General features: G+C 65.3%; 21 protein-coding genes and 1 tRNA gene. 3 read left to right on the forward strand and 19 right to left on the reverse strand.

Annotation, left to right across the window (positions count from 1 at the left end; translation table 11 throughout):
* Nucleotides 1-97 precede the first annotated feature (97 nt).
* The 7 genes from N2602_RS21935 to N2602_RS21965 form a co-directional block, all read right to left on the reverse strand.
* Nucleotides 98-175: transfer RNA gene (locus N2602_RS21935), tRNA-Pro, on the reverse strand.
* A 111-nt stretch (nt 176-286) separates the two neighbouring features.
* Nucleotides 287-868 (reverse strand): MerR family transcriptional regulator, encoded by a 582-nt coding sequence (locus tag N2602_RS21940; protein ID WP_260379388.1) that lies wholly within the window; start codon nt 866-868, stop codon nt 287-289.
* A gap of 24 nt (nt 869-892) precedes the next feature.
* Complete coding sequence (locus tag N2602_RS21945) at nt 893-1234, reverse strand: integration host factor subunit alpha (protein WP_036010431.1); 342 nt, start codon at nt 1232-1234, stop codon at nt 893-895.
* 132 nt (nt 1235-1366) lie between these two features.
* Nucleotides 1367-2347: a beta-ketoacyl-ACP synthase III gene (locus tag N2602_RS21950; RefSeq protein WP_172783466.1), complete on the reverse strand. Its 981-nt coding sequence runs from the start codon at nt 2345-2347 to the stop codon at nt 1367-1369.
* Complete coding sequence (gene plsX / locus N2602_RS21955) at nt 2344-3405, reverse strand: phosphate acyltransferase PlsX (RefSeq protein WP_260379389.1); 1062 nt, start codon at nt 3403-3405, stop codon at nt 2344-2346. Before plsX ends, N2602_RS21950 begins: the two co-directional genes overlap by 4 nt.
* Nucleotides 3406-3702: 297 nt before the next feature.
* Nucleotides 3703-4266 carry a DUF177 domain-containing protein gene (locus N2602_RS21960; RefSeq protein WP_212255132.1) on the reverse strand — a complete coding sequence of 188 codons (564 nt, stop codon included), beginning with the start codon at nt 4264-4266 and terminating at the stop codon, nt 3703-3705.
* Entirely contained in the window at nt 4263-4814 is a 552-nt protein-coding gene (locus N2602_RS21965) for a ubiquinol-cytochrome C chaperone family protein (RefSeq protein WP_260379390.1), read from the reverse strand. Before N2602_RS21965 ends, N2602_RS21960 begins: the two co-directional genes overlap by 4 nt.
* Before the next feature lie 98 nt (nt 4815-4912).
* Between N2602_RS21965 and N2602_RS21970 the strand changes: the two genes are divergently transcribed.
* The gene (locus N2602_RS21970) at nt 4913-5398 is read left to right on the forward strand and encodes an outer membrane protein assembly factor BamE (RefSeq protein ID WP_172783462.1); all 486 of its coding nucleotides are present in this window, start codon (nt 4913-4915) and stop codon (nt 5396-5398) included.
* Between the two features lie 201 nt (nt 5399-5599).
* Nucleotides 5600-6613 carry a tripartite tricarboxylate transporter substrate binding protein gene (locus N2602_RS21975; RefSeq protein WP_172783461.1) on the forward strand — a complete coding sequence of 338 codons (1014 nt, stop codon included), beginning with the start codon at nt 5600-5602 and terminating at the stop codon, nt 6611-6613.
* A 171-nt stretch (nt 6614-6784) separates the two neighbouring features.
* Here the strand turns inward: N2602_RS21975 and N2602_RS21980 are convergent, their stop codons facing one another.
* From N2602_RS21980 to N2602_RS22035, 12 genes are all read right to left on the reverse strand, one after another.
* Nucleotides 6785-8905, reverse strand: a complete 2121-nt coding sequence (locus tag N2602_RS21980; RefSeq protein WP_172783460.1) for a sodium-translocating pyrophosphatase — start codon at nt 8903-8905, stop codon at nt 6785-6787.
* Nucleotides 8906-9142: 237 nt separating this feature from the next.
* Nucleotides 9143-10141, reverse strand: a complete 999-nt coding sequence (gene thiL, locus N2602_RS21985) for a thiamine-phosphate kinase (protein ID WP_260379391.1) — start codon at nt 10139-10141, stop codon at nt 9143-9145.
* A 137-nt stretch (nt 10142-10278) separates the two neighbouring features.
* Nucleotides 10279-10773 (reverse strand): transcription antitermination factor NusB, encoded by a 495-nt coding sequence (gene nusB, locus N2602_RS21990; RefSeq protein WP_172783458.1) that lies wholly within the window; start codon nt 10771-10773, stop codon nt 10279-10281.
* A 4-nt stretch (nt 10774-10777) separates the two neighbouring features.
* Nucleotides 10778-11269 carry a 6,7-dimethyl-8-ribityllumazine synthase gene (ribH, locus tag N2602_RS21995; protein ID WP_172783457.1) on the reverse strand — a complete coding sequence of 164 codons (492 nt, stop codon included), beginning with the start codon at nt 11267-11269 and terminating at the stop codon, nt 10778-10780.
* 62 nt (nt 11270-11331) lie between these two features.
* A complete protein-coding gene (locus N2602_RS22000) occupies nt 11332-11961 on the reverse strand; it encodes a riboflavin synthase (protein ID WP_172783456.1) in 630 nt (209 codons plus the stop codon).
* A complete protein-coding gene (gene ribD / locus N2602_RS22005; RefSeq protein WP_260379392.1) occupies nt 11961-13109 on the reverse strand; it encodes a bifunctional diaminohydroxyphosphoribosylaminopyrimidine deaminase/5-amino-6-(5-phosphoribosylamino)uracil reductase RibD in 1149 nt (382 codons plus the stop codon). The genes N2602_RS22000 and ribD overlap by 1 nt, the downstream gene beginning before the upstream one ends.
* Entirely contained in the window at nt 13106-13588 is a 483-nt protein-coding gene (gene nrdR / locus N2602_RS22010; protein ID WP_011087793.1) for a transcriptional regulator NrdR, read from the reverse strand. The genes ribD and nrdR overlap by 4 nt, the downstream gene beginning before the upstream one ends.
* A gap of 29 nt (nt 13589-13617) precedes the next feature.
* Nucleotides 13618-14916 (reverse strand): serine hydroxymethyltransferase, encoded by a 1299-nt coding sequence (glyA, locus tag N2602_RS22015; RefSeq protein ID WP_172783453.1) that lies wholly within the window; start codon nt 14914-14916, stop codon nt 13618-13620.
* Between the two features lie 264 nt (nt 14917-15180).
* Nucleotides 15181-15402, reverse strand: a complete 222-nt coding sequence (locus tag N2602_RS22020; RefSeq protein WP_025036694.1) for a hypothetical protein — start codon at nt 15400-15402, stop codon at nt 15181-15183.
* 37 nt (nt 15403-15439) lie between these two features.
* Nucleotides 15440-15676 (reverse strand): hypothetical protein, encoded by a 237-nt coding sequence (locus tag N2602_RS22025; protein WP_172783452.1) that lies wholly within the window; start codon nt 15674-15676, stop codon nt 15440-15442.
* Nucleotides 15677-15875: 199 nt separating this feature from the next.
* A complete protein-coding gene (gene ldtR / locus N2602_RS22030; RefSeq protein ID WP_025036696.1) occupies nt 15876-16394 on the reverse strand; it encodes a transcriptional regulator LdtR in 519 nt (172 codons plus the stop codon).
* Between the two features lie 505 nt (nt 16395-16899).
* On the reverse strand, nt 16900-17391 hold the full coding sequence (locus N2602_RS22035) for a DUF6163 family protein (protein WP_172783451.1): 492 nt from the start codon (nt 17389-17391) through the stop codon (nt 16900-16902).
* Between the two features lie 122 nt (nt 17392-17513).
* Here N2602_RS22035 and hemB point away from each other — a divergent pair, with 122 nt between their 5' ends.
* Nucleotides 17514-18575, forward strand: a complete 1062-nt coding sequence (gene hemB / locus N2602_RS22040; protein WP_172783450.1) for a porphobilinogen synthase — start codon at nt 17514-17516, stop codon at nt 18573-18575.
* Nucleotides 18576-18633 lie beyond the last annotated feature (58 nt).

Raw genomic sequence — 18633 nt, forward strand, 5'->3', positions numbered from 1 at the left:
TGACCCCGCAACCCTCGACACCCGTTCGGCACGAGGTTGTCACCCATGTCTCAGGTACGTTCTGTTACCTATGTGTCCGGGCTGGACATGAAGAATTTGGTCGGAGCGAGAGGATTTGAACCTCCGACCCCTAGTCTCCCAGACTAGTGCGCTAACCGGGCTGCGCCACGCTCCGAATGTCGTTCCATTAGCTAGGATCGCCGCTTTGCGCAAGGCGAGGCCGCAGCATTTTGGTGTATCCGCCCAAGCGGGCCGGAACTGCCCCGGAAAGCCGGCCGGCCCGCCCCTAGCCGTCCTTGAGGGCCTGGTCCAGCATTTCCCGGCAGGCGACGAGGTCGCCGAGCACCCGCTCCAGCCGCTCCCGGTCGAGCGCGCTGGGGCCGGCGGGCGCGGCGGCGGCACCACCCTTGCGGAAGGTGGTGAGAATCTCCTCGTCGTCGATCTCGGTGAAGCGGAAGTCGATGCCTTCCTCTTCGTCGCCCTGGAAGTCATCATCGTCAGTGTCGGTGACGCCCTTGATGGGCGCCTCCTCGTCCTCGGGCTCCATCAGGCTCGCGCCGATGGCGTCCTCGATGGCGCCGAAAGAGACCGCGGCCGCGCTGTCGGCGAGGCCCTGCACCGATTTGACGCCGTGCTCTTTGAGGATCCGCTGCACCCCGCGGATGGTGTAGCCCTCGCCGTAGAGCAGCCGGCGGATGCCCTTGAGCAGGTCGACGTCGTCGGGGCGGTAATAGCGGCGGCCGCCGCTGCGCTTCATCGGCTTGATCTGGGAGAAGCGGGTCTCCCAGAACCGCAGCACGTGCTGCGGAATGTCGAGTTCCTGCGCTACTTCGCTGATGGTTCGGAACGCATCCGGCGCCTTATCCAAATGCCAGTCCTTTCCGAAAGGCGGTTACGCCTCTTCCTGAGCCTGGGTGGCGTCGCCGTTGGTACGGTGCTGGGCGTTGATCCGCTGCTTCAGGATCGCCGAGGGCTTGAACACCATGACGCGGCGCGGCGAGATCGGCACCTCGGTGCCGGTCTTCGGGTTGCGGCCGATGCGCTGGCCCTTCTTGCGCACCATAAAGGAGCCGAACGAGGACAATTTCACCGTCTCGCCCTTCTCCAGGCAGTCGGTGATCTCCTTCAGCACGAGTTCCACGAAGGCGGACGATTCCGTGCGCGACAGGCCCACCTTCTGGTAGACGGCTTCGCACAGATCGACACGCGTTACGGTTTTGCTGGTCTCGCTCATCGCCCTGCCCCACCTCACGGCGAACAATTCTCGTCTGAAATTATGAGCTTACGATACGGCGGTCAACACCGCACATCAATGCAGACCTAGCGATAATCGGCGTGGATTCCGGCAAAATTTTATCGGTGTGGCTTACCAGCGCACCAGCGCGGAGCCCCAGGTGAAGCCGCCGCCCATGGCCTCCAGAAGGACCATGTCGCCCTTCTTGATGCGGCCGTCCCTGCGCGCCACGGAGAGCGCCAGCGGGATCGAGGCCGCGGAGGTGTTGCCGTGGCGGTCCACCGTCAGCACTACCTTCTCGGGCGCGATGTGCAGCTTGTGCGCGGAAGCGTCGATGATTCGCTTGTTGGCCTGGTGCGGCACGAACCAGTCGATGCCGTCGGCATTGAGCCCGGTCGCCTTGAAGGCATCGACGATCACGTCGGTGATCATGCCGACCGCATGCTTGAAGACCTCGCGGCCCTCCATGCGCAGATGACCGACGGTCTGGGTCGAGGACGGCCCGCCGTCGACGAACAGCTTGGCCTTGTGGCGGCCGTCGGAGCGCAGATGCGTCGTGACGATGCCGCGGTCGGTCGCGGCATTGCCGGGCTGCTCCTGCGCCTCCAGCACCACGGCGCCGGCGCCGTCGCCGAACAGCACGCAGGTGCCGCGATCATTCCAATCGAGGATGCGCGAGAAGGTCTCCGCGCCGATCACCAGCGCGCGCTTGTAGGCGCCGGTGCGCAGGAAATTGTCGGCGGTGGCCAGCGCAAACACGAAGCCCGAGCACACCGCCTGGAGATCGAAGGCCGCGCCATGATTGATGCCGAGCCCGTGCTGCACGGCAACCGCGGTTGCAGGGAAGGTGTTGTCGGGCGTCGAAGTCGCCAGCACGATCAGCTCGATCGACTGCGCGTCCACGCCGGCGTCGCGGAGCGCCGCCTGTGCCGCCTTGATGGCGAGGTGCGAGGTGAACTCGCCCTCGGCCGCGATGTGCCGCTCGCGAATGCCGGTGCGCTGCACGATCCACTCGTCGGAGGTGTCGATGCGCGCCGCCAATTGGGCGTTGGTCACCACCTGCTCCGGCAGATAAGAGCCGCAGCCGAGCACGACCGAACGAATCTGAGTCACGAAACATCCTCCGGCGCGGGCTGCACGGATTTGAGTGCACCACCCTCGCGGTTGAGCATCTGATTGATCTTGTTCAGGAGATCGTAGTGAGCCATCTCATAGCCAACTTCGATCGCATAGGCAAAGCCTTCGGCGTTGGTTCCGCCGTGGCTCTTGACCACTACCCCGTTCAGTCCCAGCAGCACGCCGCCATTGGACTTATTGGGGTCCATCTTGTTACGCAGGGCCTGAAAGGCGCTGCGGGCGAAGAGATAGCCGAGCTTGGACGTCCAGCTCCGCTGCATCTCGTTACGGAGCAATTCCGCCATCTGCCGTGCGGTTCCCTCGGCCGCCTTCAGCGCGATGTTGCCGCTGAAGCCTTCGGTGACGATCACGTCGGCCAGTCCCTTGCCGATGCCGTCGCCCTCGACGAAGCCGATATAGTCGAGCTCCGGCAGGTTCCGCGCCCGCAGGATCTCGCTGGCCTCGCGGATCTCCTCGTGGCCCTTGATCTCCTCGGCGCCGATATTGAGCAGCCCGACCGTGGGCCGGGTCTTGTTGAACAGCACGCTCGCCTTGGCCGCGCCCATCACCGCCATCGAAACCAGGTGGTGGGCATCGCCGCCGAGGGTGGCGCCGAGGTCGAGCACGACGGACTCCCCGCGCAGGGTCGGCCAGATCGCCGAGATCGCAGGGCGGTCGATGCCCGGCAGGGTGCGCAGGTGGAAGCGGGCCATCGCCATCAGCGCGCCGGTATTGCCGGCGGAGATCGCGACATCCGCCTCGCCTTTCTTGACCGCATCGATCGCGAGCCACATCGAGGAGGTCTTGCGGCCGCGCCGCAGCGCCTGGCTCGGCTTGTCCTCCATGCTGACGGCGACGTCGGTATGGACGATTTTGGAGGCGGCTTTCAGCTTCGGGTGCTTGTCGAGCTCGGGCTCGATCCGGGCGCGGTCGCCGACCAGCAGGAACTCGGTGTCGCGATGCCGGCCAAGCGAGATGGCGGCGCCCGGAATAACCACTGCGGGGCCGACATCGCCCCCCATGGCGTCCAGCGCGATGCGAACCTTGCTTGGCATGAAAGTCCTGGAAACCTGGTCTGGTGCAGTCTGAGCTAGCGGGGCCGCAAAATGGGTTTGCCACCGAGATGGCGACCGGCCAAGCGCCACGCCGCACCCGAACCGGGGCGCGACAATAGCGTTTTGTGCCCCCGAAACAACCTCTTGCCCCCAGCCTTTTGCATCCGAGGCGATCCGGCCGCCGGCCGCGGATTTCGCAGGAAACACATTGAAATCAGACGGATAAACGGCTGTCTCAAACCATCGAGGCAAATGGCTCGCGTGCCCGGCAAGGCGGCCGCGAGCGGAAAATGCCCCTCACTGTTCCTTCTTCTTGTCCTGCAATGCCTTCAGCACGGCGAAGGGATGGTCCTCGGGGTCGGGAGCGGTGACCTCCACCTCGAACACGGCGCCCTCCTTGCGCGGATAGGGATCGATCGCCAGGAACAGGACGTCGGTGGCGAGCCGGCCGAGATCGATGATGCCGCCCGTGATCGGCTCGGGCGGGTCGGCGACTTCGGGCGGCGCCTCATCGTCCTGCCCCTCCTCGATCAGGTCGGCCAGGCGGCGCGCCTCGGCCTCGGGGGCGAACATCAGGTCCACCTCCTCCTCGATCTCGGTCTCGATCGGGTCGAGCGTGACGACGCAGGTCTGGCCGATGCGGCCGCGGACGAGGCCCGTGACCTGGACCCGCCCGCCGCTTTTCGGCACGACATCGAAGCTGGCATGAGCGGACAGGATCTCGCGCAGGCCCGCGACCTCCGCCATCGCCTGCCGCTCGGCCGCCGATGCTTCGAGCTCGCGATGCAGCCCGGCGTCCGGGATCTGGGCAACGATGACGGGCGCCCGCCACGGATCGGGTGCGGAATCTGGTCGGCTCATGGCGTGACACCCTCTGGCAACGCCGGGGGAAACGTGAAGGACGCGCGCAGCAGCGCAGCCTCTTCGGCCCGGCCGAGATCGGCCTCGCTGGCCCGCGCATAGACCGCGAGCCGCCTGGCCTGGTCGAAACCGGTCCCATTCAAGATATTCTTGCAGATCGCCGATGCCAGAGCCTCGCCGCCGGCTTCCATCGCCTGGTCATAGGCCTGGACGCGGCCGTAGAAGGCCTCGCCGAAGGCCCGCATCCGCTTCGGCACGGTCTGGTCGCCCACCCCCATCTCGCGCAGATTGTCGTCCATGTCCTCGCAGAAGCGATCGAACAGCGCCTGGGACAGCTCCGTGGCGCCCTGAACCGCGCGCAGGCGGCGCAGCAGCAGCCACAGATGCAGCAGCAACAGGTCGAAACGCCCGTTAACCGTGTCGGGTACGCCCAAGTCCCGGTAAAATATGGGTTCTCGCGCCTGCGTCACGATCATGCCATAGATGGCCTCAATGGTGCCTGGCGGGGTTCGCCGGGGTTTCCTGAAGTGATTGAACGGCCAAAGCATTGTGGTTTCCGCAAGCGGGCGCGCGCGAGTTGCATTCAGACGCCCAGCCCGGTACTTCAGCGCCACGCGCGACGCAAGGGGACGGAATCAGTTCCGCTATGACGACAACGAACCAGATCAGCCCGCGCGCGGACGTGCGGCGCGGCCTTCATGCCTGCTGGCGCGGCTTGCGCATGCTCGCGGCGACCGCAATGGTCGGCGTGGCCCTTGCGGCCTGCACCGGCGAGCAGTTCCAGAAGGGCTACATCCTGCCGCCCGGCGCGCTCGAGCAGATTCCGATCGGTGCGAGCCAGGACCAGGTGCTGATCGTGATGGGTACGCCCTCGACGGTCGCGACCCTCGACGGTGAAGTGTTCTACTACATCTCGCAGCGCTCGGAGCGCCCGGTCGCCTTCATGAACCAGAAGGTGGTCGATCAGCGCGTCATCGCGGTCTATTTCGACAAGAACCGGCGCGTGCGCAGGCTGGCGAATTACGGTCTCCAGGATGGCAAGATCTTCGACTTCATCAGCCGCACCACGCCGACGTCGGGTCAGGAGATGAGCTACCTCACACCGCTGTTCAAGCTGCTGAGCTTCAACTGAAGCCGCCGAAGGTTTCGATCGAAGCGCTTGTCGCTTCGCGTCGAACCAGCCTTCGGAGCCGGCTAATTCCATCGGAAGGTAAATGGCTTCGCGCCTGCGTCGTCGTGCCGCCCTCTGCGCGGCACTTGTCGTCGCGCGCGACTTGCGGTCGCACGTAGCGTTCCCTACGCTTCCTGCAAAGCAAGAAGCAGGAGTGGATTCGTGCCCAAGAAATTTCAAAACACTTTATTGTCGCGCCGTCGTGTGCTGGCCGGTGCTGCCGGCCTTTCGGCCGCAGCTTTTCTGCCGCGATCGAGCCTTGCCGACTGGAAGCCCACAGAAAACGTTCGGCTCATCGTGCCGGCCGCGGCCGGCGGTTCGACCGACGTGATGGGCCGGCTCCTGGCTGCGCATCTGCAAGCCGCCTGGGGCCAGTCGGCCGTGGTGGAAAACCGCTCCGGCGGCGGCGGCACCATCGGCACGGCCGAGGCCGTGCGCGCCAAGCCGGATGGTCACACCATCCTGGTCGGCAATCCGGGCCCGAACGCGATCGCCTACAGCATCTTCAAGAACCTCAGCTACAAGCCGGAGCAGCTTCAGCCGGTCTCGAACATGATCCGGATTCCGAACATCGTCTCGGCGCATCCGAAGACCGGCATCAAGTCGATTCCCGAGCTGATCGCGTTCCTGAAGGCCAATCCGGACAAGCTCAGCTACGCCTCTTCAGGCGTCGGCCAGAGCCCTCACCTCACCGGCGCCTGGTTCCTCCAGCTCACCGGCCTGAAGATGACGCACATCCCGTTCCGTGGGGCCGGACCCGCGTTGCAGGCGGCGCTCGCCGGCGACATCCAGATCCTGTTCGACAACCTCTATCCGAGCCTGCCGCAGGTGCAGAACGGCACGCTCAACGGCCTGTGCGTCACCACGCCCGAGCGCAGCGAGCTCGCGAAAGACCTGCCGACCATGCGCGAGAGCGCACCGGAGCTCGCGAACTTCGACATCTCCTCCTGGTTCTCCGTGTTCCTGCCGAAGGGCGTCTCGCCCGAGGTGCTCAATGCGCTCAATCTCCAGGTCAAGGCGATGCTGGAGCGCGACGACGTCAAGAAGCAGATCGCCGCCATGGGCGCCCGTGCCGACTACGGCACGCCGGAGCAGTTCGCCGCCTTCGTGGACGCCGAGACGAAGAAGTTCGCCGGCATCATCCAGAAGGAAGGCCTGCAGATGGACGTGCAGTAGGTCTCTCCCTCGTCATTGCGAGCGAAGCGAAGCAATCCAGAATCTCTCCGCGGAATGACCCTGGATTGCTTCGTCGCAAGAGCTCCTCGCAATGACGTGGTGAGTGCGGCGGATCAAAAAACAAAAACCCCGCGGTTTGCACCGCGGGGTTTTGTCTTTCACCAGCGCCGCTCAGTGCGCCAGGATCGCCAGCAGCAGCAGGGCCACGATGTTGGTGATCTTGATCATCGGGTTCACCGCAGGTCCCGCCGTGTCCTTGTAGGGATCGCCGACGGTGTCGCCGGTCACCGCGGACTTGTGGGCATCAGAGCCCTTGCCGCCGAAATGACCGTCCTCGATGTACTTCTTGGCGTTGTCCCAGGCGCCGCCGCCCGAGGTCATGGAGATCGCGACGAACAAACCCGTCACGATCACACCGAGCAGCATCGCGCCGACGGCCGAGAACGCCGCCGACTTGCCGGCCGCGCCGCCGCCCGCGATCGCATAAATCAGGAAGTAGACGACGATCGGCGAGAGCACCGGCAGCAGCGAGGGGATGATCATCTCCTTGATCGCCGCGCGGGTCAGCAGGTCGACCGCCTTGCCATAGTCAGGCTTGTCGGTGCCCTGCATGATGCCCGGCTTCTCGCGGAACTGGCGACGAACCTCCTCGACGATCGCGCCGGCCGCACGGCCGACCGCGGTCATGCCCATCGCGCCGAACAGGTACGGCAGGAGGCCACCGAACAGCAGGCCCACCACCACGTAGGGATTGTTCAGCGAGAAATCCGGATTGACGCCGGCGAAGTAGGGATGCTGCGCGGAGCGGGCCACGAAGAACTTGAGGTCCTCGTTGTAGGCCGCGAATAGCACCAGTGCACCCAGACCGGCCGAGCCGATCGCGTAGCCTTTGGTGACCGCCTTGGTGGTGTTGCCGACCGCATCGAGCGCGTCGGTCGACTTGCGCACCTCCTTCGGCAGCCCCGCCATTTCGGCAATGCCGCCGGCATTGTCGGTGACGGGGCCGAAGGCGTCGAGGGCGACGATCATGCCGGCCAGCGCCAGCATGGTGGCGGTCGCGATCGCGATGCCGAACAGCCCGGCGAGGCTGTAGGTGACCAGGATGCCGGCGATGATCACGATCGCAGGCAACGCGGTCGCTTCCATCGAGATGGCGAGGCCCTGGATCACGTTGGTGCCGTGGCCGGTGACCGAGGACTGGGCGATCGACTTCACCGGACGATAGTCGGTCCCGGTATAGTATTCGGTGATCCAGATGATCAGCGCGGTGACGACGAGACCGACCACGCCGCACTCGAACAGCGCCATGCCGGTGTAGTTGACGCCGTCGAGCTTGCCGAAGCCGATCAGGTAGTAGATCACCAGGGCGATGCCGATCAGCGAAAGGATGCCGGTCGCGATCAGGCCCTTGTAGAGCGCGCCCATGATCGACTGGCTCGGCCCGAGCTTGACGAAGAAGGTGCCGATGATCGAGGTGATGATGCAGATGCCGCCGATCGCGAGCGGCAGCGTCATCATGTTGGCGAGGATCGGCGTCTTGGCGAAGAAGATCGCCGCCAGGACCATGGTGGCGACCGCGGTCACCGCATAGGTCTCGAACAGGTCGGCGGCCATGCCGGCGCAGTCGCCCACGTTGTCACCGACGTTGTCTGCGATGGTCGCGGGGTTGCGCGGATCGTCCTCGGGAATGCCGGCCTCGACCTTGCCGACGAGGTCGCCGCCGACGTCCGCACCCTTGGTGAAGATGCCGCCGCCGAGACGGGCGAAGATCGAGATCAGCGAGGCGCCAAAGCCGAGCGCCACCAGGGCGTCGACGACGACACGGCTATCGGGCGCGAGCTTCAGCGAGTGGACCAGGAAGCCGAAATAGAGGGTCACACCCAGCAGCGCGAGACCGGCCACCAGAAGTCCGGTGATGGCGCCCGCCTTGAAGGCGAGCTCCAGGCCGCCGGCGAGCGACGTCGTCGCAGCCTGGGCGGTGCGCACATTGGCGCGCACCGAGACGTTCATGCCGATGAAGCCCGCAGCGCCGGACAGGATCGCGCCGATGGCGAAACCAATCGCGACATAGAGCCCGAGGAAATAGGCAAGCAGCACGAAGATGACGATGCCGACGATACCAATCGTGGTGTACTGGCGCCGGAGATACGCCTGTGCGCCTTCGCGCACGGCCCCTGCGATCTCCTGCATGCGCGGCGACCCCGCATCCGCGCCCAACACCGAAGACGTCGCCCAAATCGCGTAGGCGACGGAAAGCGCTCCGCAGAGCACTATCAACCATAATGCTGTCATGTGATTTTTGCCTCAGATTCCTTGATGTACCCCCGGCGCCTTTTGTGTTCCGTCGTGCGGTGCGGCGCCTTGATTTTGAACAAAGCCGCCCCCTTGCCCTTAAGGGGCGGCTCCAGTCGGCCGCGAGCTTGCCAAAATCAAATTGAGGGTGCAACGCCGGATAAGGCCGAAAAGGCCGATCTCGGCAGGTATTTAGGACCAAGTGCTGAGAACTAAGATGCCGGGTTGGAGCAATTGCTAGAAGTGGCTGTAGGACAGCCGCGTCAAAAGCAGGTCCTGGCCCTGACCATCCAGGAAGCGCGGCGGCTTCTGCCCTTCCGTGATCGTACCGATCGCGGTCACGGCAACGCCCAGGGCCCGCCCCGAGGCAATCAGCGCGTCACACTGTGCCGGCGGAGCGGTGCACAGCACCTCGTAGTCATCGCCTCCCGCAAGCAGCGTCTCGACAGACCCGACGTTGCGGGCGCGCAGGCCGGCCGCCGCGGCCGAGAGTGGCACGCTCGTCACGTCGACCGAGGCCGAGACCCCGGACGCGGCGCAGAGCTTGGTCAGATCGCCGGCGAGGCCATCGGAGATGTCCATCGCTGCGGTGGCATGGTCGCGCACCGCCCGCGCCAGCACGTTGCGCGGCTGCGGCACCCGATAGCGCGAGACCAGAAAATCCCGTGCCGCGGGATCGGATGCCAGCGCGGCGGCCACAGCGCCGCCTTTGAGCACGTCGAGGCCGAGCGCGGCATCGCCGATCGTCCCCGTCACCAGGATGCGGTCGCCCGGCGTTGCGCCGGTCCGGCCGACCATCCGCCCCCGAGGCACACGGCCAAAGGCGGTGATCGAGATCATCTGCGGGCCCGGCGTCGACACCGTGTCGCCGCCGAGCAGAGGACAAGCGAAGGTCTTGGCGTCCTCGCCCAGCGCGTCCGCAAAGGGGCGCAGCCAGGCATCCTCCTTGCTGCGCAACGCCAGCGTCAGCACGAAGCCTGCTGGGGTTGCTCCCTTCGCCGCGAGATCGGACAGGTTCACCCGCAACGCCTTGCGCGCGATGGTGTCAGGCGGATCACCGGCAAGATAATGCACGCCCTCGACGATAGCGTCGGTGGTGACGACGACGTCCTCGCCGGACGAGGACAGGACCGCAGCGTCGTCGACCAGCCCGAACGCGCCGGGATCGGTCGCCAGCGGCTTGAAATAGCGGGCGATGAGGGAGTCTTCGCCGGAGGGATCCTGTGCGTTCGTCATCGGCGCCAACTCCACCCTCCGCTGTCATCGCCCGGCTTGACCGGGCGATCCAGTACGCCGAGAAGCCGATCTCAATAACCGCTGCCGCGGCGTACTGGATCACCCGCTTACGCGGGTGATGACAGCGGAATGTGTGACTACCCCCGCCCGAACTCGTCGCCGCGAAACTGCCGGCCGATCTGGTCGAGCACGGCGTTGACCATGCCGGTCTCCTCGCGATCGACGAAGGCGTTGGCGACGTCGACATATTCGGAGACCACCACCCGGCCGGGCACGTCCTTGCGGTGCTGGAGCTCATAGGCTCCGGCCCGCAGCACCGCCCGCAGGATCGCCTCGATCCGCTTGAGCGGCCAGCCCTTCGACAGCGCCTCGTCGATCAGGGGATCGAGCTTCTTCTGGTCGCGTACGACGCCCGAGACGACGTCGCGGAAAAAGGCAGCTTCCGCCGGCAGATAGGTGTCGCCCTCGACCTCGTTGCCGAGCCAATGGCTTTCGAACTCGGCAAAGATATCGTTGATGCCCGCGCCGGCGATGTCCATCTGGTACAGCGCCTGCACGGCCGCGAGCCGCGCCGCACCGCGCCGGTTCGCCTTCTTCTCCGGAACGCCCGCCGGTTTCTTGATCTCAGCCATGGCTTCAGGCCTGCGCCAGGCGGCGTTTGATGCGCAGCATCGCAAGCGCGGCGCGCGCGGCATCGCCGCCCTTGTTGAGCTCGCTGGCGCGCGCCCGCGCCCAGGCCTGCGCCTCGGTGTTGACGGTGAGGATGCCGTTGCCGAGCGGCAGCTTTCGCGCCACCGCGAGGTCCATCAGCGCGCGCGAGGATTCCTGCGAGACGATCTCGAAATGGATGGTGTCGCCGCGGATCACGCAGCCGAGCGCGATCACCGCGTCATACGGCTTGCCGTTCGCCGCGGCGGCATCGACCGCGATGGCCACTGCCGCTGGGATCTCCAGCGCACCGGGAACCGTGATGACGTCATGCGTCAGGCCGGCTGCCTTCAGCTCGGCGACTGCGCCGTCCAGCAGCGCATCCTGGAGATCGTCATAGAACCTTGCCTCGACTACAAGCGCGCGCGCGCCGGAAATGTCGGTCTGGTCCTTCAGGGGTGCGCGCCGCGCGTCTGCCATCGTTCAATCCGTTTCGAATGGGGTCGGCGCTATGTAGTCGCCGGCAGCATGTAAGCCAAGTTCTAAGAGACCGTCATTTCCGTCAGCCGCGCCGCATACCGGGCCATCAAATCGACCTCGATATTGACCTCGGAGCCCGCCTTCCAGCTGCCGATCGTCGTGACATCAAGCGTGTGCGGAATGATGAGCACCGAAAAGGTCACGTCTGCAACCGTATTGATCGTCAGCGAGACGCCGTCGAGCGTGATCGAGCCCTTGGTGGCGATGAATCGTGCCAGCTCCCGCGTCGTCGAGAGCACGAACCGCGCCATATCCGGCAAGTCCTCGCGGCTGACGATGGTTGCAATGCCATCGGCGTGGCCAGCGACGATATGGCCGCCGAGCTCATCGCCGATCTTCAGCGCGCGCTCGAGGTTGAGCTTCGTCCCGACCTTCCAGTGCTTGGCCGTCGTCAGCGCCAGCGTCTCGGCCGCGGTATCGACCTCGAACCAGGTCCTTTGCTTAGAGTCCCTGCCGTCCGCAACGCCCGAGGCGACCACGGTCAGGCAGACGCCGTTGCAGGCGATCGAGGCGCCGTCCGCAATCGTGCTCTGATCGTAGCGGCAGGCGATGCGGAGCCGGTGCAGCTGGCCCTGCGCCGTTGGCGTGAAGCTGACGATCTCGCCGATATCGGTGACAATGCCGGTGAACATTACGCGCGCTCGTAGATGGTGAGAGTATCCTTGCCGTAGGTCTCGCTAGCATGAACCTTGTAGGCCGGCGACTGCGTGATTTTCGACAGGGGCAATGCATCGAGCGCATCGACGCCGCCGTCGCCGACCGCTTCCGCGCCGCGGAACAGCCAGATCTCGTCGACGAGATCGGCCGCGACGAAGGACGCCGCAACGCGGCTGCCGCCCTCGACCAGCAGCCGCGTGATGCCCTTCTCTCCCAGCGCATGCAGCACGGCCGAAAGATCGAGCCCGGATGCACTCCCCGCAGGCATGCGCATGATTTGCGCACCGGCCGCGCCAAGGCGTGTCGCGGCGGCCGCTTCCGCAAGCTCGGACGCGATCACCCAAAGCGGCGTCTCGCGCGCGGATCGAACCAGCTGGCTCGATGCGGGTATGCGCAGGCTGCGGTCGAGCACCACACGCACCGGCGAGCGCTCCGCCATGCCCGGCAGGCGGCAGTTGAGCTGCGGATCATCCGCCAGCACCGTGCCGATGCCGACCAGGATGGCGTCGCTTTGCGCGCGGAGCAGATGCACGCGATTGCGTGCCGCCTCGCCCGTGATCGCAAGCGGCTTGCCGCCGGCCGCACCGATCTTGCCGTCGGGCGAGACCGCGAGCTTCAGGATCACATGCGGACGCTTTTCCCGGATGCGGCGGAAATGGCCGGCATGGTCGAACGCGGCCTCCGCCGCGCAAAGACCGACATCCACCGTGATGCCGGCAGCGCGTAAGCGCGCATGGCCCTGCCCCGCCACTTCCGGATTGGGGTCCTCGATCGCCGCCACCACCCGCTTGATGCCGGCGGCGATCACCGCATCGGCGCAAGGCGGCGACTTGCCGAAATGCGAGCACGGCTCCAGCGTGACATAGAGCGTGGCGCCCCGCGCAGCCTCGCCGGCGCGCCGCAACGCTTCGGGCTCGCCATGCGGCCGTCCGCCCGGCTGCGTCCAGCCGCGGCCGACGATGACGCCATCCTTGACGATGACGGCGCCCACGGCCGGATTGGGCCAGGTCCGCCCCTGCCCGCGCCTGCCCAGCGCGAGCGCCAGCTCCATGAAACGGCGATCAGCATCCTTGGCCTCGCGGGCCTTCTGCGCGAACTGGTCTTCCAGGATGCGGAAGATCATTTGCGGATCGCGGCGAGCCGCGCTTCCTCCTCACCGGAGAGCTCGCCGAGTACGTCGGCGAAATCCTTGGCCTCGCGGAAATTGCGGTAGACCGAGGCAAAGCGAACATAGGCGACGTCGTCGAGTGTGCGCAGATGCTCCATCACGGTCTCGCCGATCACCTCCGAGGAGATCTCGGCCTCACCTCCGGTCTCAAGCTCGCGCACGATGGTGGAGACCATCTTCTCGACCCGCTCCGGCTCGACCTGCCGCTTGCGAAGTGAGATCTGGACCGAGCGCATCAGCTTGTCGCGGTCGAACGGCACGCGGCGGCCGTTGCGCTTGATCACCGTGAGCTCGCGCAGCTGCACGCGCTCGAAGGTGGTGAAGCGGAAATTGCAGGCGACGCACACGCGCCGCCTGCGGATCACGGACGAATCCTCGGTCGGACGCGAGTCCTTTACCTGCGTATCGAGACTGTTGCAGTTCGGGCAGCGCATCCGTGTACCTTGAAAGGTTTTCTTGGACCTTACTGATAGATCGGGAACCGGTCGGTGAGCGCCTTGACCCGTTCCTTGATCGCAGCCTCCACCAGCGGCGCCTTGCCGTCGGAGGATTGCGCGATCGCGTTGAGGACCTCGGCGATCATGCCGCCGACCTGCTGGAATTCGGCGACGCCGAACCCGCGGCTGGTCGCAGCCGGCGTGCCAAGCCGAATGCCCGACGTGACGAAGGGCGATTCCGGATCGAACGGAATGCCGTTCTTGTTGCAGGTGATGGCCGCGCGGACCAGCGCCTTCTCCGAGACGTTGCCCTTCAGGCCCTTCGGCCTGAGATCGACCAGCATCAGATGATTGTCGGTGCCGCCGGAGACGATGTCGAGACCATGACCCTTCAGGGTCTCGGCCAAGGCCTTGGCGTTCTCGACGATGTTCTTGGCGTAGACCTTGAAGTCCGGACGCAGCGCCTCGCCGAAGGCGACCGCCTTCGCCGCAATCACGTGCATCAGGGGACCGCCCTGCAGCCCCGGGAAGATCGCCGAGTTGAGCTTCTTGGTCAGCGTCTCGTCATTCCACAGCATGAGGCCGCCGCGCGGACCGCGCAGCGACTTGTGCGTCGTGGTGGTGGTGACATGCGCATACGGCACGGGCGAGGCATGCACGCCGCCGGCGACGAGCCCGGCGAAATGCGCCATGTCGACCAGGAGGTAGGCGCCGACGCTGTCGGCGATCTCGCGGAAGCGCTTGAAATCCCAGGCGCGCGAATAGGCGGAGCCGCCGGCGATGATCAGCTTCGGCTTGACCTGCTCGGCCTGCTTGGCCACTGCGTCCATGTCGATGATCTGGTCCTCGCGGCGCACCGTGTAGTGCGCGGCCTTGAACCATTTGCCGCTCATGTTGACGGGCGAGCCATGGGTGAGATGGCCGCCGGCGGCGAGATCGAGACCCATGAAGGTGTCGCCTGGCTGCAGCAGCGCCAGGAACACCGCCTGGTTCATCTGGCTGCCGGAGTTCGGCTGCACGTTGGCGAAATTGGCGCCGAACAGCTTCTTGGCGCGATCGATCGCAAGGTTCTCGGCGACGTCGACCCACTCACAACCGCCATAGTAGCGCGCGCCTGGATAACCTTCCGCGTATTTGTTGGTCATGACCGAACCCTGCGCTTCCAGCACGGCCCGACTGACGATGTTCTCGGAGGCGATCAACTCGACCTCGTGGCGCTGCCGGCCGAGCTCGCCCTTGATGGCGGCGGCGATTTCCGGATCGGCCTGCTCGAGCGGGGCGGTGAAAAACGAATCGGGCGCGGAGGCGGTTTTTGCGAGGGTCATCTTGCGAATATCTCCACCGCCGCAGCCTTTTGGCGGGCTACGGGCGGGTCTGGTGTGGCGGTCGGAAGCACGCGCGATCTACCACATCGCCCGCAACAGGCCAAGCATTTGCGGGTCGGGCCTGATATTTATGCAAGATATGGTGGGATTGGGGGGGTCAGCCCGGGAGCGGTTTTGCAAGACCCCTGCCCATCAATATTCGGGTGGGGCCGCTTTGGGCCTCATCCTTTGCCAGCTGCCATCGGGCGCAGCCGGCGCCCCTCCTCACAGCCCCGTATACCCCGCTTTCACCGGGTCGACGCTGCCGTCGAGCTGGCGCAGATAGGTCAGGCCGCAGACGGTCAACCTGTGGGTGTCGGTCTCGCCGGCCTCCATCAGGATATTGAGGTAATTCGTGACCTTTTCACGCGCCTCGGCGCTGGCCGCCGCGGTGCGGTTGGCGAGCAGGTCATAGGTCTGCATGATGCGGTCGATGGCGGCTTCCATGGCATCCTCTGGTTCGTCGGGATCTTGGGGGTTTTGATCAGGCAACCGCTCTAGCCTCGGTCTGCGCCTGGAACCGGGCGATGGCCTTGTTGGCCAGCCTGATCTTGTTGAATTCGCCCTGTTGAAGCAGCTTGACGACCAGGCCGAGCAGGCGTTCATCGGTGACGAGAGTGTCCGGGATCGCCCCGGAGCGGCGAAGGTAGTTTGCGGCGATGGCATAGGCCTCGCTGACGAGTTCCACGTTCATCACCTGAAGCCCGCGCTCGACCAGCATCGACGTTTCTCCGATCCGAAGGAGATAAGCGCCGAGCCGGGAACTGGTTCCTGGCAGCCAGGGATTTTTTCGCAGGTGCAAAAACATCAACGCACCGGTCCGGGGGCAACTCCGGACCGGCGCGCTTGGGGAAGTCAGGCACGTTCGGGAGGGCTGCCGGTCTTGTTGCGGGCCGGCTTCGCCCTGATCCCATTAAAACTCAGAGGCGATAGAGGATCTGGTCGGTCCAGAACCGCTCGAGACGGTGCAGCGACTTGTTGAGGGTCGCGAACTCGTCGCCGGAGATGCCGCCGACCTGCTCCACCGTCTTGACGTGCTTCTGGTAGAGCGCGTCGACGATGCGACGGACTTCCTGGCCCTGCGGGGTCAGGCGGATGCGCACCGAGCGGCGATCGACGCGCGAGCGCTGATGATCGAGGAAGCCGAGCTCGACGAGCTTCTTCAGATTGTAGGAGACGTTGGAGCCGAGATAGTAACCGCGCGTGCGCAATTCGCCCGCGGTCAGCTCCTTGTCGCCGATGTTGTAGAGCAAGAGCGCCTGGACCGAGTTGATGTCCGCACGGCCGCGGCGATCGAATTCGTCCTTGATCACGTCGAGGAGCCGGCGATGCAGCCGCTCCACCAGAGTCAAAGCTTCCAGATAGAGCGACTGCACCGAACCCTGCTGGCCGGAGACGCGCTCTGCGGTATCTGCCGCAGTTGCGACGGCTTTCATCATGACACTTCCCCTGTTGTCGTTTTTATCGACACTTATTCGACGAAACTTGTGTCCCGTCTGATAGCTGCAACTTAAGGGGCGCGTTTGAAGATCGGCTTAAATAAGAGAATAAAGAGATCATGAATTTAAGACAGTGAATTGCGCATTAAGCCTGTGCCACAAGCACTTTTCGAAAGCCTCTGTTGACCTTCGCAAGGTCCTGTTCACCCTCCGTCCGCCCCTGTTGTCGCATTCCAGAACAGCCCCGCCCTGTTTCGAAACGCATGCGTAAGAGCTGTGGCGGAACCGGCTGGTCAATGAAAACTTACCGCGAATTTTAGGCAACCAGCGGTCAACCAAACGCGCACAACTCCGCTCGTGTCCCGGACGAGCGAAGCGAAGATCCGGGACCCAAAGCCACAAACGAGATGTCGGAGAGATGGGCCCCGGCTCTGCAACGCATCACGCCGCAAGCGCGGCGCGCTGCGTCCGGGGCACGAGAGCATCTATCCAAGCCGTTGCCGCGCTACGGCGGTCGCTCGCGCGCGGCCATCCAGGCGAGCGCGAGATATGCGGCGAGCATGAAGACCTCGACGCCGACCACGACGAGGCTGCCGCCGTAGATCCCCGGGAACATCAGCTCGATCACGGCCATCGACACCACGGTCGTCAGCCACACCACCGCGCCCCATGGCGTTGCCAGCCAGAGGCCGACGGCGGCGACGAGCTCGATCACGGCGAAGTAGACGGTCGCGGCCTGCCAGGCCATCGACTGGTTCTCGAACGCCTCATCCTCGCCGCCGACGAAGCCCGTGACCTGCGCCCAGTGATAGAGGCCTTTGAGGATCGAGAGCAGCGCCATCACCCGCAGGAAAAGCACCAGCCGGCGGGTCCAGACATTGTCGTCGGACTCCGAGCGCTCCGAGGAGATCGCCTCGACTGAGAGTGCACTCTCTCGGGCAGCGTCCCTGGCATTGACGCCGCCCTGGGCCGTATCGCGGGTGGAGATCTCGGACATGGCCCCTTCTGGCTGCTTCGGCCCGCAAAATCAATCGCCTGCCATCCCTTGCGGCAGGTCAAGCCGCAGTGACGGGAACCGTGCGAGCTGGTATAAGAATAATTCCAGCCGGAGGAAGAGTAATGGCGATCAAATACGGACGTCCGATCGAATTGCGCGACGTTTCGCGCCGGGACAGCACGGCGGTGCCGCATGCCCTCGACCTGACCGTCCGTCCGCGCCGCAACCGCAAGGCCGAGTGGGCCCGGCGAATGGTGCGCGAGAACGTCCTCACCACCGACGATCTGATCTGGCCGCTGTTCCTGATCGACGGCACCAACAAGCGCGAGCAGGTCGCCTCGATGCCCGGCGTCGACCGCCTCAGCGTCGACCAGGCCGTGCGCGAGGCCGAGCGCGCCATGAAGCTGACCATCCCCTGCATCGCGCTGTTTCCCTACACCGATCCCTCCCTGCGCGACGAGGAAGGCTCCGAAGCCACCAACCCGAACAACCTGGTCTGCCAGGCCGTGCGCGCGATCAAGAAGGAGTTTCCGGAGATCGGAATCCTCTGCGACGTCGCGCTCGATCCCTTCACCAGCCACGGCCATGACGGCCTGATCTCCGACGGCAAGATTTTGAACGACGAGACGGTCGCCGTGCTGGTGCGCCAGGCGCTGGTGCAGGCCGAAGCCGGCTGCGACATCATCGCGCCCTCCGACATGATGGACGGCCGCGTCGCCGCGATCCGCGAGGGGCTGGACCGCGCCGGCCTGCTCGACGTGCAGATCATGGCCTATGCGGCCAAATACGCCTCCGCCTTTTATGGCCCGTTCCGCGACGCCATCGGCTCGGCCAAGACGCTCACCGGCGACAAGCGTACCTATCAGATGGACAGCGCCAACACCGATGAAGCGCTGCGCGAGGTCGAGCTCGACATCGCCGAGGGCGCCGACATGGTGATGGTGAAGCCCGGCATGCCTTATCTCGACGTGGTCCGCCGCGTGAAGGACACGTTCGCGATGCCGACCTTCGCCTATCAGGTCTCCGGCGAATACGCGATGATCGCCGCGGCCGCGAACAACGGCTGGCTCGACGGCGACCGCGCCATGATGGAAAGCCTGCTCGCCTTCAAGCGCGCCGGCGCCGACGGCGTGCTGAGCTATTTTGCGCCGAAGGCCGCGGAGAAGCTGCGGGCCCAGGCTTGATCCCACTTGCGGGCGTCCGGGTCCCGGCTCTGCGCGGCGCTTGTCGGGACGCGAGGGC

It is taken from the genome of Bradyrhizobium sp. NC92 (genome assembly GCF_025200865.1).
GTDB lineage: Bacteria > Pseudomonadota > Alphaproteobacteria > Rhizobiales > Xanthobacteraceae > Bradyrhizobium.

Bases quoted from the DNA above. Each gene is read 5' to 3' on its own strand.
- N2602_RS22035 (WP_172783451.1), bottom strand. From the start codon at position 17,391: ATGTCCGAGATCTCCACCCGCGATACGGCCCAGGGCGGCGTCAATGCC.
- N2602_RS21965 (WP_260379390.1), bottom strand. From the start codon at position 4,814: ATGCTTTGGCCGTTCAATCACTTCAGGAAACCCCGGCGAACCCCGCCA.
- nusB (WP_172783458.1), bottom strand. From the start codon at position 10,773: ATGGCTGAGATCAAGAAACCGGCGGGCGTTCCGGAGAAGAAGGCGAAC.
- ribH (WP_172783457.1), bottom strand. From the start codon at position 11,269: ATGGCAGACGCGCGGCGCGCACCCCTGAAGGACCAGACCGACATTTCC.
- ldtR (WP_025036696.1), bottom strand. From the start codon at position 16,394: ATGATGAAAGCCGTCGCAACTGCGGCAGATACCGCAGAGCGCGTCTCC.
- hemB (WP_172783450.1), top strand. From the start codon at position 17,514: ATGGCGATCAAATACGGACGTCCGATCGAATTGCGCGACGTTTCGCGC.
- N2602_RS21970 (WP_172783462.1), top strand. From the start codon at position 4,913: ATGACGACAACGAACCAGATCAGCCCGCGCGCGGACGTGCGGCGCGGC.
- N2602_RS22025 (WP_172783452.1), bottom strand. From the start codon at position 15,676: ATGCTGGTCGAGCGCGGGCTTCAGGTGATGAACGTGGAACTCGTCAGC.
- thiL (WP_260379391.1), bottom strand. From the start codon at position 10,141: ATGACGAACGCACAGGATCCCTCCGGCGAAGACTCCCTCATCGCCCGC.
- N2602_RS21960 (WP_212255132.1), bottom strand. From the start codon at position 4,266: ATGAGCCGACCAGATTCCGCACCCGATCCGTGGCGGGCGCCCGTCATC.
- N2602_RS21980 (WP_172783460.1), bottom strand. From the start codon at position 8,905: ATGACAGCATTATGGTTGATAGTGCTCTGCGGAGCGCTTTCCGTCGCC.
- ribD (WP_260379392.1), bottom strand. From the start codon at position 13,109: ATGATCTTCCGCATCCTGGAAGACCAGTTCGCGCAGAAGGCCCGCGAG.
- N2602_RS22020 (WP_025036694.1), bottom strand. From the start codon at position 15,402: ATGGAAGCCGCCATCGACCGCATCATGCAGACCTATGACCTGCTCGCC.
- glyA (WP_172783453.1), bottom strand. From the start codon at position 14,916: ATGACCCTCGCAAAAACCGCCTCCGCGCCCGATTCGTTTTTCACCGCC.
- nrdR (WP_011087793.1), bottom strand. From the start codon at position 13,588: ATGCGCTGCCCGAACTGCAACAGTCTCGATACGCAGGTAAAGGACTCG.
- N2602_RS22000 (WP_172783456.1), bottom strand. From the start codon at position 11,961: ATGTTCACCGGCATTGTCACCGATATCGGCGAGATCGTCAGCTTCACG.
- plsX (WP_260379389.1), bottom strand. From the start codon at position 3,405: ATGCCAAGCAAGGTTCGCATCGCGCTGGACGCCATGGGGGGCGATGTC.
- N2602_RS21945 (WP_036010431.1), bottom strand. From the start codon at position 1,234: ATGAGCGAGACCAGCAAAACCGTAACGCGTGTCGATCTGTGCGAAGCC.